This is a genomic window from Stenotrophomonas lactitubi (assembly GCF_002803515.1).
GTDB classification, from domain to species: Bacteria; Pseudomonadota; Gammaproteobacteria; order Xanthomonadales; family Xanthomonadaceae; genus Stenotrophomonas; species Stenotrophomonas lactitubi.
Genome location: NZ_PHQX01000001.1, coordinates 761,747 through 776,636 on the forward strand (window position 1 = coordinate 761,747; position 14,890 = coordinate 776,636).

Here is a 14,890-nt window from a genome sequence, read left to right on the forward strand (position 1 = left end):
GGCTTCCTTCCCCCATTCCCAGGAGCCCACATGACCCCAGAAGAAAGAATCCAGCAACGCAAGCGCGAAGAATTGCTGAAGCGTGCCAACGCAACCCCGACCGCTTCGCCCACGCAGGAAGAGCGGTTGGTTTCCGACGGCATGAAAGAAAACCTGAAAGCGGCCAGTCACTGGGCCGGGGTGATCAGCAGGCGCACTGCCGAGTTGACCCAGAAGGGCGTTGCTGCCGCTGCAGAGAAGGCGAAGGAGGTCAAGGCGACCGTAGACGCCAAGCGGGCAAGAAGCGCAGAGGAAAGAGTTCAGGCAACAGAAGCCGAGTCTGGCCCCACCGTCCAGCCGACCGAAGCCGAGGTGGCGACAAAGTCTTTGAAGGGAGAGGACGCGGGTTCTCTCGTGGTTGACGGAATGGCTCAGGACCTTGTGCTTGTTGATGGGGAGGTGGGGGAGGGCAAAGCACCCTTCGCCGAAATGGCAGCCGAGGACCTGGTCGATGCGTTGTCCGCCCGGGAGCCAGCGGCAATTGCCGTCGAAGCCGAAGCGGTTGGCGTGAGCGAAACGAATCTTGAGCCAGGAGTGACGGAACAGCGGCCTGTCGTGGAAGCCGCCAGATTTGCACCGGAGGCGGACGCCCCTTCGTATCAGCCAGCAGATGCTGTCAAAGAGCCGCAGGTGACCGATGACGTTTCGACAGGGCAGGGAAAGTTGGCCGCCACTGCCGCAGAGGAGCTTGGCCCCTCACCCGACGCCCAGGCTCCAGAGGCAGCGCAAGCGTCACTGCATTCCACGCCCCGCTCTCGTTGGCCCTGGGTCTTGGCCGGCGTAGTGGCGGTGGCATTGGTCGTGGGGGCGATCTACTTCTTACTTGGGAAGAGCGATCAGGTGCCGCCGAGCACACCGCAGCCCGTGGCACCGGTTGCCACTCCAGCCGCTCCCGAGCAGTTGCCCGAGGTAGTGGAAGCCCCCGTGGTTGTGCCTGCTCCAGCAGTGCTTCCAGAGCAGGCCGAGCCAGAACCTGCGATAGAGAAGCCAGAGCCGGTCGCCACTCCCGATGTGACAGCGTCAGCTCCGATTGCGACCCAGCCCAAGCCTTCGCCGAAACGTGCAACCGCCCCATTGCCGAGGAAGGCCCCCGCACCAGCCGCCGAGCCAAGGAACGACTGGCAGCAAAAAGCCAACGCAGACCTGGACGCCTGGGCGAAGAAGTCGGGGATCGATTGATCCCCCTTGCGCATCCGCGGATTCGATCTAGAAAGAAGTGACCTACTCACGAATAAGGGGGAGACATGTTCAAGTGGCTGTTCACGCAATACCGGGAACCCGGAAAACTTCACTTCGGCTCAAAGTGGCTGAACCTGCACGGGCGCTTGTTCCTGGGTAGCCCTGAATCGTTTGGCATGGGCCACCTGAGCGAAGGCGTCCGCCGCACTTTCTACTACTTGCGCGCCGATCGCAGGCCTCCGGTCAGAGACGACGCCGCGTATGAGGCATGGACCAAGGATCGGCTCTACGCGAGCAAGGTTGAGCAGGTCGCAGAGCGCTGGGTGGCCAAGGCGGGCTTTCTGGCGTGCGCGCCGCTTTGCTTGGTGCTTGCCGTCTTGGCGCATTGGCTTCGTTGATTTGACAGGGGAGGGAGGCAGAGATGACTGCAATCAGTTTGTTCAACGTTCTGGACTGGACGAGCGGCTTGGGCCGCAAGTTCCGACGGAAGAGCGGCGAGCCTTCGGGCGTGAAAGAAGAAATCATCGTCAAATCCCACGAGGAGTATGAAAACCTCGTGGGTCGCTTTGACGTGACCGATCGCGTTCGCAGCCGAGAGCTCGATGTGCCGGAGGCTGACCGGGATTTCGCGAAGGAATGCGGCGCGGTCTGGGACGAGAACGCCCAGGTGTTCAAGGTCCCTGATGGACGCAGCGAGGACGAGTTCCAGGAGTGGTGGCCGAAGGTTCCAGAGGATTTGCGCGACACCCAATCGCGGATCATCACGACGAAGCGTGGGCGGCGTGCCGAGGGCTTCTTGCAGGGCAACGACATGGGGCAGGGCGGCGACAGCCTGGCCACACCCTTGATGTATCTCGCCTTCCCCGTGATCGGCGTTCTGGCAACCTTCCTGGTGAGCCTCATCGGCTGGGCCGGCTGGGCCGCTCTGGTGTTGACCATTCCCTATTTCATTGCCCTCAAGCAAGGCGAGGGCATGAAGGAGGCGCTGAAAGCCCTGGTGCTGTTGCAGTGGGTTCCGATGGCGCTTCAGTTCATGGTCGGCGACAGCAAGGGCGGCACCGAGGTGGCAATGCAAGCCGGTGGCATGGCTGTGTATGCCCAGATGGCCAAGACCTACCTGTGGTGGGCCTTTGGCTTGGTCGGCATCCTGTTTGTGGTTTGCTTTGTGGCGGCAGCCTCGCGCCCGCACCGGGGCGTCATTGGCGGGACGGCCGCGCGCTTCATTCAAGCGATGAAGTGGGTGGGGCTCATCTTTGCCACCTTGGTTGTCGCCAAGGTCCTGCCGTTTGGCTTGGGCGAGGCGGCACCTTACGTGTTGGCCTGCATGTATGCGATGCAATACGCCGAAGGCAACTTTGTCCAAAACGCCGCCCGGCTTTACCTGCAGAACAACGACAACAACCTGGCCACCCAGGGGGCGCTGATCAACGCGCACGTCAAGGCGCGTGAACAGCAAGCTGAGGCGGCACTGCGGGACAAGACCCCGCTGATCACCATTGGGCGCGCCACGGGACACCTTTCCGACAAGGGCTATGGCTACTCGCCCGACCTGGGCACCGTGATGATGTTCTCGTGGAGGGATTGTCAGCAGGGCCTGCTCGTGTTCGGAGCCATCGGATCTGGCAAATCCTTCGCCGCGCTCAGACCCATCGCTCGTCGGTTCCGTAGAGCCGCTTTGGCGATGGCATGTGCGGCGCCAGGCCACGCAGATGCAAGGGAGCGCTTGAAGCAGCAGAAGCTTGCCGGCGGTGGCGCGCTCATCGCCGACGGCAAAGACGGGGCGATCATCTCGGACTTGGAAGGATTGTTCGATATCGTCGTCAAACCCGGGATGCGGGTGGCGCCATACGAAGGGTTGGCGCCCGATCAGATCGTCCGGGCATTGCGCGGTGCAGCCGGTGGGCGAGTGGACGAGAAATCCAAGCTTTGGACGGACGGCGGTGACGCGTTTCTCTACCACACCGGCATCATCCTTCGTGCGCTCGTGGATCACGAGATGGCTTACAGGTCTTGGTGCTCGGCCAAGCTGGAAGGGCTGGAGCGTGCACAGTTGGATGCGGAGCTTGAGCTGGTCAAACAGCGCAAGCTGGGCGAGGACGTGGCCGAGACTGAGGCGTTGATCGAGCGGATCGCCGAGCAGATCGCCATCCATCGAATCCCGGTGAGCGATGACAGGCAATGGCATTACACGCCATTCCACCACATCAAGTTGTTGTCCATTGTGGAACACGTGATTCCCGCCAGCCCAGCGCCTCGTGCCAATCCGAGGCTGATGGAGGTGGTGAAATATTTGGGCCTGGAAGAGGCGGACACGAGCCATGACGAAGAGGGGCGGCTGGCCTATGCGGCTTACCTGCAGCAGCACCGCCTTCGTCAGGACAACGCTCCCGAAACCATCCACCCAGACCTCTTCCGTCCCATGTCTCAGCTGCAGAGCTCGCTGAACTGGGCGCTGAAGGAGGTTCCCGATATGCATCCGGAACAGAGGCAGTCGTTCACGCTCAACTCACGAGGGCTGCTGGAGAAGCTCTTGCGAGGCGAAAAGCTGCGTGACAGCAAAACGGACATGCCTTGGCATTCGATCGAGAAGGGCGAGGTGGACGTGTCCGATGCGCTCTACGGAGCAATGGTAGGCCTCTTCTTGCCGCCGACGCAGTTCGGTGAGGCAGGTGAAATGATGATGCGCCTGCTCAAGCAGCGGGTCATGAACGGAATCAAGGCGCGTGGTGCATTCGGCGACAAGTGGCGCGAAGCGTTGCCTGGGCAAACTGAAGTGATGTTGATGATGGACGAGGCCCACCTGCTGTTGACGGCCGATGACATCAACCTGTTCTCCGTTTCGCGCTCGCTGGGGTTGATGCCCGTGCTTGCAACGCAAGGGTTTGAAAGCTTGGTCAACGCCTTTGGTTCGGTCAACGAGGCGGATCTCATGGCCAATACGATGCAGTCGGTGATCGCGCTGAAGTGCTCGCACAACACCCACGAATACCTGGAAAAGCGGTTCGGACAGGCAACGTTGACCACGTTCAAACAGCGCACCCGGGGCATCGACTACCAAGGCGGCATGAACAATTGGCGCCACTCCGTGCTCAACGACCCGGATCATGCCTACGCGTCCGCCTACGACAAGATGCGAATGGAAGGGGCCGGGCGGTTGACGGCCTCGCGCATCGACGCCGTGACGGGCCGCCGCTGGCGGATTGGGTCGGAGGACACGCTGGGCCAAGACGAGATCGCGCGCGACATTGACATGCCCACCGGGGGCAAGCGCGAGGTGCAGCCGCTCTTCCTGCAGGAAGAATACTCCGCCCTTCTTGAGCCCCGTGGTCACGCCATCGTGGCGCTGAACCGTGCCGGCATCAAGCGAATCGACTTGGCGGAGCTGCTGCCCGATGCGGATTGATGCGGATAGGCAAGGGGGCTCGCCCCTAGCTGCCCTTGTTTAGTGCGCACACAGCTACCCAATCCGGAGACAAACGATGCCCCAAATATTTCGAAAGATCTGGCATTGCCTAACAAGCAAATGCCGAAACTGTGGCCTCACGGCCTCAGATCCTGAATTGCGCGCGATTTCCCCACTTGACTCGACTGACCACGCAGGCAACCTGAAATCGTGGACCCCACACAGAAGCCAGACCGACAGCTGGCATATCAGGGGAACTGAAATGAAAAATTTTGCCACTGCTAACGCGAATGAGCGTATCCATCGAGACATTTGCCAAGATTTTTCTTTGAAGATGTGGAAGCAAGACGTTCCAGACATGACTGAAAAGTCGGTGGTTGATGAGTTGCTGGATGCGGCTTTGAAGTCTGCCAAGAGGCTGGGCATCAAGCCCAAAATTGACCAGAACGGGCCCATCCATCACGGGGACTGATGGATGGGTCGTATCAAGCAGGGACGAAGGACAAAGCTTTCCTCTGAAACAGAGGATCTTCTGCGCTGGGCAATTAAAGAACAGTATGCTGATAAGCTGATGTCTGATTTGCTTGATGCCGGATACACTGCGGATGACGCACTCAAAATTGCTGCCGACCTTTCGATTGACAAAAGAATCGAAAAACATATCGAAACGCGAATCGAAGACCTGTGTATTAAGGATTTTGCGAGCGCAGTTAGGGAGGTGATCGCTGAGGCGCAGGATGAGAACAATGGTCACTTCTCCGCATTGCGAAAAAGGCTCTCTTTTCGTGGGGCCTTCTGGGGGCAGGCTTTGAGCTCTTTCTTAATCGCATGCCTTGGATTTGTTCTCATATTTTTTTGCGCAATTATGTGGAAGGCAAACAAAGACACGAAGTTTGGGCGATGGGTAGAAAGAGTTGCCCTTATCAGCGAAGTTGATAATCATTCGTCCAAGCCACCCACAACCACAAGTGATTCTCCAGCCCCTTAAGGGTCTTGGTGGTCGTCCAGGTCTTCCGCCCCAATCGGGCCAGGTCATTGCGCATTTTCGCGAACGCCAAGTTGATGGCGAACAAGGGGTCGTAGTCGGGCACGGTCGGAGACCGGAGCTTGGCGTGGGTGATCCCTGGCAGCGTTTGCGCTACCCACTTTCCATAATTGGCATCCCCATCGCTGGCCAGCGTCGCGCCAGCCTTCATTCCAATGGCCGCTTCGGAGAGCACTCGGGGAATCACCTGGGGGCGGTCATTGATGACCCAGCGATTGCCTTCAATGCCTTGCCGCATGCTGGAAGGCTTACGAGCCACCCCGAACGCCAGCACCTCTCCCGTCTTGACGCGAACCACCACCGACACGGAAACCTGCTTCCAGCGGGCATGAATGAAGGTCTCCAGCTCATCGAACATGGCGTAACGAGTGCTTAGAGTGGTCAGGTGCTTTGTGTGATGGGCTTTGGCCTGGGCGGCCAAATGGGCCACCTTGCGTTCCACCGTGCTTTGGCTGCACCCCAGCACCTCAGCCATCCGACGCATGGTTACGCCTGACACGGCCAGCTCCAGGACCTTTCGATTCAACTCCGGCCGGTGCTGGCCCCGCGTGGGCTTGGCCTGCGAAGAAGAAAACCACGCCCCACATCCTCGGCACTCGTAACGAGGCACGGGTTGGCGGTTGTGCCGCGGCCTGTAGTAACCACGCTTCCGGTAAAACCCCGCCGGCGGCACCTGGTGGTAGGCGCACTCGGCATTTGGGCAGCAGGGTCGTGGGCTTCTCATGATCCCAGAACGTAGCGCGGATCTAGGTAAAAGTTAACAAACGTTGGAATGCTATCCCAATCCAGCCCTTTAGATTGGGCATCCAGGACGGCCCCGGTGAGCATCCAACGAGGGCAGCTAGGGCTCGCCCCCCTTGCCAAACCCACGGATTGATCAACGATGAACCCATTCACCCCAGCGGAGGAAACAAACATGAGCGACACCCCTTCCCAACCCATCGAAGAAATGACCGAGCTGCGAGCACTCCAGGCGCAGCGCAACGAGCGGCTTCTGGGCGATCGCCCACCGCCCCAGAAGGACAGCGCGGCACGGGCGGACTTCGAGCAGAACGTGGCCCAAGACCAAGACGCCATCGAGCAACGCCGACAGCGCGTTCTGGATTGGGCAGAGAAGGCCTCGCCCGATCAGATCGCCGCGCTCCAGGCAAAGATCCAGGAGGCCGACAAAGCCGTTCGTGATGCAAAGCCGGACGACAAGCACGAGCAGGTGGTTCATGCGACCGTTGCGCAGTGGCGGCAGCAACGCGGGGCCCAGCGGGAGGAGACCCCTCCCATGTTGACCCGTGAGCAGCGGATGGAGAACGGACCTGGGCGCCTGGGATACGCCGATTACGCCCGCAGTTCGTTGAAGGAGGCGGCTTTCATGAAGGACTACGCTGCCAATTACGATTGGGAGAAGCACCAGAAGCAGGCCCAACCGAACGTCTTCCGACAGTAATTTTTCACCGATGTTCAAATCTGCCCGGTTCTTCGCAGAATCGGGCATTTTTGCGTCTTGACGTCCAGTTTGATGGTGCTTTACTGGTTGTGTAACGAGTAGGTAGACCTACTCATAAAACCAAAAGGAAAGCCACCATGTCCACGTTGTTCAATGCCCTCAAAGACTTCGCTTTCGAAAACGCGGTTCCACTGCTGACCGGCTTGTTCCTGCTGATCGCGGCCTTCGCAGCGGCTGTTCTCGTCTACCCCCCGGCCGTTCCGGTTCTGCTCAAAGTGGTGGCCATGGCGGTGGCGGGCTTTGTGACCATCGGGGTGGTGGTCCAGAGTTCCTTCCGGTGAGCAGCCGGCGCTGGCTCAAGCTGCGTGCAAGGTGCAGGAAGCGTTGGCGCCGGTTTGACTGGGAGGGGTTTGATTTCTGGTTCTATCCCGCACTGATTTTCTACATGTTGGGTTGGATCGTCTTTGGCCCACCCGACAGCGTTTAGCGTTCGGGTCAGTAGTCCGGTAACGAAGCCGGGGCAGTCTGTAAAACCGCTGGTTCACTCCCCTGCAGGTTCAAGTCCTGCCTGACCCACCATTTCTGCGTGTTGGCTTGACGGCCAGCGATTCAACGCTACAACCATGGGGATGGACACTCAAGAATCCCTGTTGCGCCTTTTGCGTCCCCTGGACCTCCAACGAGCGGAGGCCTTGGCGGCCGCGCTCGCTCGCGAAGCCGGTGCATCCAAAGGCCTTCACGATTCGCAAGTGTTGGCGCGCGCCCACGCCCTGAGCGTTTCCCCTGTCGAGGGTCGGTTGGGCGATCTGGTTTGGCAGGTGCGCCAGCGGGAGCACGATGATGCGCCCCAAGTGGACCTGCGCTGGGGCTTGCATCGCCTGGGGTTCGACGCGCCCACGCGGGCCTCCACCCGGGACCTGGTGCGTGCTTACGAGAGGCGCTTGGCAGACCGTGACGAGCCGATGGTTTACAGCACCTTGGCAGAGAGGGTGGTTGGGTTGTCCATGGCAGAGCACGCCTCGCTCTTCCAAGGCATGGCGATGGCGGTGGAGGAAGCGCGGGCACGGAAGTCCGATGCAAACCGGTTGCGGGAGAACGCACCGTGGCAGGGCTGGCTCGTGGGGGCGTCCCGGGCGGGCCACGAAGCAGCACTGCTGGCCTGCATCAGCATGGGCGCGGACGCCCGGTTGCCCGATGTGAGCGGCAACACGCCCCTGCACCACGCGGCCCGGTTTGGTCACGCCTCGCTGGTCACGCCTCTGGTTGAAGCGGGCTCCGACGTGGCGGCCCTCAACGCCCACGGGTGGGCACCGCTCCACCTTGCCGCCCTTCACAAGCACGCCCGGGCCTGCCTCCACCTGATGGCCCACGGCGCCAATCCAGAGCAGCCAGGGTGGCGAGGGCGGACCCCGACGCGCATGCACCGACATGAGCAAACCCAAGCCCTTTGACGCGCTGGGTGACGTGCCCGGCAGCGTTGCGCCTTCCCAGCCGGTCCGATACTGGCACCGCGCCGTTCTTGCCGGTGCATTCGTTTTTGGCTTGGCCTACGTGGGGAGCATGGGCGTTGCCTGGCTCTTGCCGAATCCCGATGGCTCGCTCATCCGTTTTGCCGATGCCTTAAAAGGCGGACTGGTGACCGCCTACCACTTCCTGACCGTCGGCATCTCGGCTCGGGCTCCGGCACGGGAGTTCATCGAACTGGTGTCCTACCACCACCCAGTGGCGACGTGGTCCCGGATCGGGGTGTCGCTTCTGCTGGCGGTGGGCCTTGGCCTTCGCATGTTCCTCAAGGCAGCTGAGCCGGTGAGCAACACTTGGCACCTGTCCGGACCGCGGCTATTGGAAGGAAAGGAGGCCGTGGACGAAGCCCGGCACCGCTCGATAGCCCCTAAAGACGCCGAGGCGGATCCCTTCGCCCTGTCCCTCCACCCCGATCTGTTGCTGTCAAAAAAGCACTGGGCGCGCCACGTCTTGATCACCGGTTCGGTGGGGTCGGGCAAGAGTGTCATCCTCAAGCACATCCTGGAACAGCTAACGCGACTGAAGAGCGCAAAGTTGTTCCTTTACGACATCAAAGGCGACTTCACGTCGATCTTTAAAAGGCCCATCATCGTGTCGCCCTTCGATGCGCGCTCCCACGTGTGGGACGTCGCCGCCGACGTGCGGACCCCGACCCAGGCGGCGGCGTTTGCTGCCTCGATCATCCCGGAGGGCGACGGGAACGCCAAGTTCTGGACGATGGCCGCGCAAGACCTGTTGATCGGGTGCGTGCGCGAACTCCAGAACACCCGGCCTGGCCAGTGGGGGTGGCCCGATCTGGCGGCCTTGGTGCGCCGCCCGGCTGCAGAGATGGCCGCAGGCATGCGCCCGCATTACCCCCGCGGCGCCGCACTGGTGCGTGACCCGGAAAGCCAGACCACGTCCAGCGTGCTGTCTTCCTTGGGGGGCTTCACCCGCCTCATCGACGATCTGGCCACCGCATGGCCCAAGGTTGGCAAGCGCCGTTTCTCGATGACCGAGTGGATACGGGACGACTACAACGGGCGCAAGCAGGTCATCGTGCAGTCCGGACCCGATCCGACCCTGACGAAGGCCTACATCGCCGCCATGATCAACGTGGCCGTGCCGGATCTCATTGGGCCGGGCTTGCCGGACAACGAGGGCGGGCGTGGGCTCTACTTCGTGTTCGACGAGCTGACCAGCGCTGGGCGCTTGAACGTCGATCCCTTGTTGGCGTTGGGGCGCAGCAAAGGCGTGGTGGCCATCATGGCGGTCCAGGATCACTCCCAGATTGAACTGGTCTACGGGGACAAGGCCGCCCAGGCCTTTTCATCGCTGGTGGGAACCCACGTGGTGTGCCAAGTGCAGATGGGGGCGACCCGGGACAAGCTGGCCAGCCAGCTCGGCAAGCGAAAAATCGCCTGGCGTGGGCACGAGGACAAAGCCCAAGTCCACGAAGAAGGCCGCGCCTTGGTATCCAGCGGTGAGCTCACCGACCGGCTGGGCTTCCGAAAGGGCAAGCGCTACGGTCCCGAGAGGTGGGGCATCGAGGCGATCGTGCAGATGGGCGGGGACGTCCTGTTGCTGACATGGCCCGGGAAGAGCCATCCAGCGGTTCGCGAGGGGCAGGTGGCCGCTGCGTGGACGACCAAGCCAGCCGGCCCGGTGGCCGAGGGTGAAGCTGAATTGCCCCCTTTGACCGGTGACGCGTTGGCCTTCCCAACCACCGCAGAAGGCATCGACACGGTCCAGCGGGTGCTGACCATGACACCCGAGGAAATCGACGCGCTTTTCAAGCGGTGATCGGCCTTGCCAACTCTCCGTTTTCTGGGACCTTGGAACAGTCAACGTTCTTTAAGGGAGCCCCATGATCAATTGCACCCGCATCGATGCCCGCGGCCACAACAAGAACAACGGAAACATGTTTGACTACATGCTGGCCACCGAGCGCCTGGCCATCGACAGCGCCGTGGCCTATTACGCCGGCAGCGGTCCCGATCCGCGGCAGACGCTCAATTGGGGCGGCAAGCTCGCCGCCGAACTCGACCTGGAAGATCAACCGGTCACCCGAAGGGTGATGGAGTTGCTGGGCAAGGGCTTTTCACCCACCGGAAGGCCGTTGTGCAAAAACGCGGGAGAGGAGCCCCAATTGGTCATCAAGACGGATCGCATGGGCAACGTGCGACTGGACGACGATGGCAAGCCAATGGAGAAGTGGGAGGGCGGCCATCGGGTCGGGTTTGATCTGACCATCTCCGCCCCGGGGGACGTGAGCGTGGCGTTTGCGCTGGCGGATGATCGCGAGAAGCTGGCCATCCTGGAGGCCCACCGCCAGGCCTGCGCCGTGGCCATGCGCTACATCGAAAGCAAAGTGGAGACCCGGCGCGGACAAGGAGGCGTAGACGTTATAGGCACGGCGGGATTGGTATGGACAGCCGCCGATCATGTCAGCAACCGGAACGTGGAACCCGACCTGCACACCCATCACCTGGTCTACGGGATCTCGATGGGCGAGGACGGTCAGTGGGGCACCTTCGACGCCATCGAAATCTACCGTCACCGGCACGCCGCGGATCACCTTTACAAAGTCGAGCTCTACGCCGCGATGAAAGCGCTGGGCTATGGGATTCAGCGGGAACGCGAGGTGGACGTGATGGGGCACGAAACGGGCCAGACTCTCACCACGATTGCCGGCATCGACCGGGAGCTGGTGCTTCAGACGAAGACCCGCCGCCAAGAAATCCTGGACTACGTCAAGGAACACCCCAACGCCAGCCACGACGAGGCCTGCAAGGCCACCCGCAAAAAAAAGGAAGAACCGCCCTTCGAGCAGGTGGTCAAGGACTGGCAGCAAACCTTCGCCAACATCGCTAAAGAGCACCCGGAGCTGGTTCCCACCACCCAGTCGCTCAAGCAGACGAAAGGCCAACACCTGGACCCGCATACGTTTGACGAGGTTTTGCAGCGCATGCACGAAAACGAGGCGATGTTCTGCGAGCATGACCTGGTCCGGGAGTTGGGGATGGAGTTCGCAGGACAAAAAAATTCAGAAGAAATCCTCAGGATGGTGAATGAGTTCACCGAGCAGGACGATCTGGTGCGCGTGAAAGCCGAATACCTCCACGAAGACGACCGGGGCGTTCGGTTGGCGCGCAAGCACCGGGAGGATCGCTTCTGCGCCACCTGGATGGTCGAATGGGAGGCCGAGATCATCCGCCGCTCGAAAGAGCGGGAGAACGAGACGGACCTCAAGCTGTTCCGCTCCACCGTGGATCGGGAGATCGCCGCTTACGAGAAGCGCAAGGGCTTTACCCTCACAGAGGAGCAGAAAGCCGCCATCGGTCACCTCACCTACGGCACGGCCGGTGTGGGGGTCATGTCGGGGTTGGCCGGCACCGGCAAGACCACCGTGGCCGAGGTCTACAAACAGTGCTTCGAAGCCGAAGGAAAGCAGTTGATGGGCTTGGCCGTGTCGGGTAAAGCCGCGGCCAAGCTAGAAGAAGAGTCCGGAATGCCCTGCATGTCGGTTGCAAAGTTCTTTTCCCAGCTCCGGCAGGGCAAGGTTGCTCTGACGAAGAACGTTGTGGTGGTGCTCGATGAAGCCGGCATGGTGGCCACCGATGACACCTTGAAGCTCATGACCTACTGCCAGGGGGTGGGCGCCAAGCTTGTCATGCAGGGAGACAGTGACCAGCTTCAGCCCATCGCTGCGGGCAACGGCTTTGAGCTGGCGAAGATGGCCTTGGGGGACAAGAAACTGACCGAAATCCGCCGGCAGAGGAACGCTGATGACCTGGTCACCGCCAACAGCTTCTACGAGCGGGATGACGAGGGAGAGGTCAAGGACATGCGCCGCGGACACCGCAGCCGCAAAGGCACATTCGATATGGGCGAAGATATCCTGAACAACCTCAAGCAACGCAACTGCATCGACGACTTTGGCACGGAAAGCCAGGCCATCAAAGCGTTGGTGGAGGATTACTTGAAAGACAGGACGCCCATGGACGAGAAGCTGGTCTTGGCCCACACGCGCTCTGAAGTCAAAGCGCTTACCACGGGCATCCGAACGGGGCTCCAGGAGCAAGGCGTGCTGGACAAAGAGGAGTTCACCTTCCGATCGATCGTGAAAGGCCAATGGGAAGACCTGACGCTCTCCCGCCGCGACCGTGTGATGTTCACGGCGACCAACAACGACTTGGGTGTCATCAACGGCACCGAGGGCACGGTGGAGAGTATTCGGAAGGACAAATCCGGTGGCTACGACCTGGTGGTGCGCATCGACTCTTCGAACCCGAATGAAGAAGGACGCATCCTGGAGTTCAACACCAGCGAGCACAACGCCTTGGCCCACCGGTATGCCATGACCGTTCACAAGGCGCAGGGGCAGGGGAAATCCGAGGTTTACCACTTGGCCACGAACATGGGAATGCTCGACCAGCAGTCGGCGTTGGTGGCGTTCACTCGCCTCACCAAAGGCAGCTACCGCATGTTTACGACCGACGAGATGATGGATCGCATGGCCGAGCGGCTGGGCACCGAACGGCACAAGGAAATGGCGCTGAGCGTGGGACTGTCCAGCAAGCAGGCGGACCCGGTGCGCAACCTGGTCCAAGAAGTGGAAGCGCTGCTGGCCGGGTTGAAATCCGAAACCGAGGTGCCAATCTCGAACGCGGAACGGCGCGAGATGAGGCTTACCCGGTGACGCATCGGGCCAGCGCCAACACGCTGATCACCACCACTACCCATGGCCACCACCCCACGCGTTCGGAGGGGGCTTTCACCGGTGTTCCCAGCTGCCACCGCCGTTGGTGGGCCAACCCGCGCACGTGGGCCGTGGCCCGCCGGTGCGGGTTGACCACGATCCCCGGTGGCTTGGCGTAGATGCGCCATCCCTCCCGGGAGGCCTTCACCCGCCACGCCTGCTCATACGCCTCGGTTTCCGCCCGGGTGGCTGTCACCACCTCCAGCGCATGGAACCGGAAGGGACGGTGCCAGCCGCCTTTGGGGGAGCGGTGCTGCTTCTCCCGCTGCTGCGGGTTCGTGCTTTGGCCGACGTAGCATCCCCCGTCGTCGAACAATAGGGCGTAAAGGGTGCGGGGCAGGGCGTGATACTTCTCGCTGCGTCCCAGGTTGTGGCGATGGGTCATGGTCTCTCCGTGAGTAAAACGACCCACTCACGAATAGATCAGAATCTGGAGTTGGCAAGCCTGCTGCGAAGGACGTGAGAGGCCACACGTCGCTTGCGTGTAATCTCTTCGCAGTTCATGGCGAGCATGGGGCGGGCGAGTGACCTTTAAGTTCCCGGTTGGACCTTCCAAAGGGCGTTGCAACATATGCGGGCAGGAAACCGACCTGACCGAAAATCACGTGCCACCCAAGGCGTGGGCTCAAGGCATCGCTCTGAGGGTGTCCAGCGTCGCCGATGCAATCAGTGGAGAGAAGAAGCCGCGGTCGCACAAGATGCCCAATGGCGTTTGCTTCAGGAGCATCTGCCGGACCTGCAACGGCTCGGTGCTTTCTCGATACGACAAGGCGCTTGTATCGATGAGCCGACAGGTGATGGAGATCTTGCGTGATCGAACCAAAGTCACCTACTACCAGAGCATTCGCATCCAGCCGCAGCTTGTGGCAAGGGGAGTTCTGGGCCACATGTCATCGGTGGGCTTGAATCGCTACGACGAACGCCACAGCCAGCACCTGTTCGATGACCGGTCAGATCTTCTACGCCAGGTTCGGCTTCACTACTGGGTGTATCCCTACAGCGGTCGAACGGTTCTTCGCGACTTCGGGCTGGGCATCTTGGGCGGGAAAGCCAGTTCGGCGATCTATGTCCTGAAGGCCTATCCGCTGGCCTTTGCAATGGTCTGGAACAGGGACTTTCAGTTCGAGGACTGGCAGCCGCAGAGCTTTGACCCGTTCGCTGGGTTCGAACCAGACCAAGAGGCGAACCTCCCGCTGGAGTTCGTGGGCCTGCCGGGACAGGTTTGGCCAGAGCACGTCCAGGGGAACACGTTCGCGGTCCTTCATTCCGATGGTGCGTTCGTGGCAACGGAGAAAAGACGGGGCTAGGTTTGGGCGGTTTCGGCTCTGCCGGATCGGAGGCGCTGCGGATAGCAGCAGCGTTCCAAAGAAAAAGCCCGGGCTGGGCCCGGGCTTTTCATATCGGTCAACGGGGAGCATGGCTCACCGCGCGTTGACCTGTGTAATGTAAGGAGCGCGCTTGCTCCTACAGCAATTGTCGTGTCGTAAAGCACCTTGAGGCCCACGCCAAGGGCTCTGC

Annotated in this window: 13 protein-coding genes; 11 read left to right on the forward strand and 2 right to left on the reverse strand. The window is 61.2% G+C overall.

The window, feature by feature from the left end:
• The first annotated feature begins 30 nt into the window (after nucleotides 1–30).
• The 5 genes from CR156_RS03635 (at nucleotide 31) to CR156_RS22670 (ending at nucleotide 5,609) form a co-directional block, all read left to right on the forward strand.
• Nucleotides 31–1,218: a hypothetical protein gene (locus tag CR156_RS03635; RefSeq protein ID WP_100551935.1), complete on the forward strand. Its 1,188-nt coding sequence runs from the start codon at nucleotides 31–33 to the stop codon at nucleotides 1,216–1,218.
• Between the two features lie 65 nt (nucleotides 1,219–1,283).
• Nucleotides 1,284–1,616 carry a hypothetical protein gene (locus CR156_RS03640; RefSeq protein ID WP_006375352.1) on the forward strand — a complete coding sequence of 111 codons (333 nt, stop codon included), beginning with the start codon at nucleotides 1,284–1,286 and terminating at the stop codon, nucleotides 1,614–1,616.
• Nucleotides 1,617–1,639: 23 nt separating this feature from the next.
• Nucleotides 1,640–4,621 carry a TraM recognition domain-containing protein gene (locus tag CR156_RS03645; protein ID WP_100551936.1) on the forward strand — a complete coding sequence of 994 codons (2,982 nt, stop codon included), beginning with the start codon at nucleotides 1,640–1,642 and terminating at the stop codon, nucleotides 4,619–4,621.
• 262 nt (nucleotides 4,622–4,883) lie between these two features.
• Nucleotides 4,884–5,093, forward strand: coding sequence for a hypothetical protein (locus CR156_RS22665; protein WP_049421744.1), 210 nt, complete (start codon nucleotides 4,884–4,886; stop codon nucleotides 5,091–5,093).
• A 3-nt stretch (nucleotides 5,094–5,096) separates the two neighbouring features.
• Nucleotides 5,097–5,609, forward strand: coding sequence for a hypothetical protein (locus CR156_RS22670; protein ID WP_133120055.1), 513 nt, complete (start codon nucleotides 5,097–5,099; stop codon nucleotides 5,607–5,609).
• On the opposite strand, the gene CR156_RS03650 is transcribed toward CR156_RS22670, so the two are convergent.
• On the reverse strand, nucleotides 5,545–6,141 hold the full coding sequence (locus tag CR156_RS03650) for a hypothetical protein (RefSeq protein WP_100551937.1): 597 nt from the start codon (nucleotides 6,139–6,141) through the stop codon (nucleotides 5,545–5,547). The genes CR156_RS22670 and CR156_RS03650 overlap by 65 nt on opposite strands.
• A 441-nt stretch (nucleotides 6,142–6,582) precedes the next feature.
• On the opposite strand from CR156_RS03650, the gene CR156_RS03655 reads away from it, so the two are divergent.
• The 5 genes from CR156_RS03655 (at nucleotide 6,583) to mobF (ending at nucleotide 13,312) form a co-directional block, all read left to right on the forward strand.
• Nucleotides 6,583–7,107, forward strand: coding sequence for a hypothetical protein (locus CR156_RS03655; protein WP_100551938.1), 525 nt, complete (start codon nucleotides 6,583–6,585; stop codon nucleotides 7,105–7,107).
• A gap of 137 nt (nucleotides 7,108–7,244) precedes the next feature.
• The gene (locus tag CR156_RS03660; RefSeq protein WP_100551939.1) at nucleotides 7,245–7,448 is read left to right on the forward strand and encodes a hypothetical protein; all 204 of its coding nucleotides are present in this window, start codon (nucleotides 7,245–7,247) and stop codon (nucleotides 7,446–7,448) included.
• Nucleotides 7,449–7,799: 351 nt separating this feature from the next.
• Nucleotides 7,800–8,558 carry an ankyrin repeat domain-containing protein gene (locus CR156_RS03670; RefSeq protein ID WP_243381694.1) on the forward strand — a complete coding sequence of 253 codons (759 nt, stop codon included), beginning with the start codon at nucleotides 7,800–7,802 and terminating at the stop codon, nucleotides 8,556–8,558.
• Nucleotides 8,536–10,413: a helicase HerA-like domain-containing protein gene (locus tag CR156_RS03675; protein WP_100551941.1), complete on the forward strand. Its 1,878-nt coding sequence runs from the start codon at nucleotides 8,536–8,538 to the stop codon at nucleotides 10,411–10,413. Before CR156_RS03670 ends, CR156_RS03675 begins: the two co-directional genes overlap by 23 nt.
• 64 nt (nucleotides 10,414–10,477) lie before the next feature.
• On the forward strand, nucleotides 10,478–13,312 hold the full coding sequence (mobF, locus tag CR156_RS03680) for a MobF family relaxase (protein ID WP_038645720.1): 2,835 nt from the start codon (nucleotides 10,478–10,480) through the stop codon (nucleotides 13,310–13,312).
• On the opposite strand, the gene CR156_RS03685 is transcribed toward mobF, so the two are convergent.
• Nucleotides 13,302–13,757, reverse strand: coding sequence for a GIY-YIG nuclease family protein (locus CR156_RS03685; RefSeq protein WP_100551942.1), 456 nt, complete (start codon nucleotides 13,755–13,757; stop codon nucleotides 13,302–13,304). The genes mobF and CR156_RS03685 overlap by 11 nt on opposite strands.
• 259 nt (nucleotides 13,758–14,016) lie before the next feature.
• On the opposite strand from CR156_RS03685, the gene CR156_RS03690 reads away from it, so the two are divergent.
• Entirely contained in the window at nucleotides 14,017–14,679 is a 663-nt protein-coding gene (locus CR156_RS03690; protein WP_133120056.1) for a hypothetical protein, read from the forward strand.
• Nucleotides 14,680–14,890: the final 211 nt, after the last annotated feature.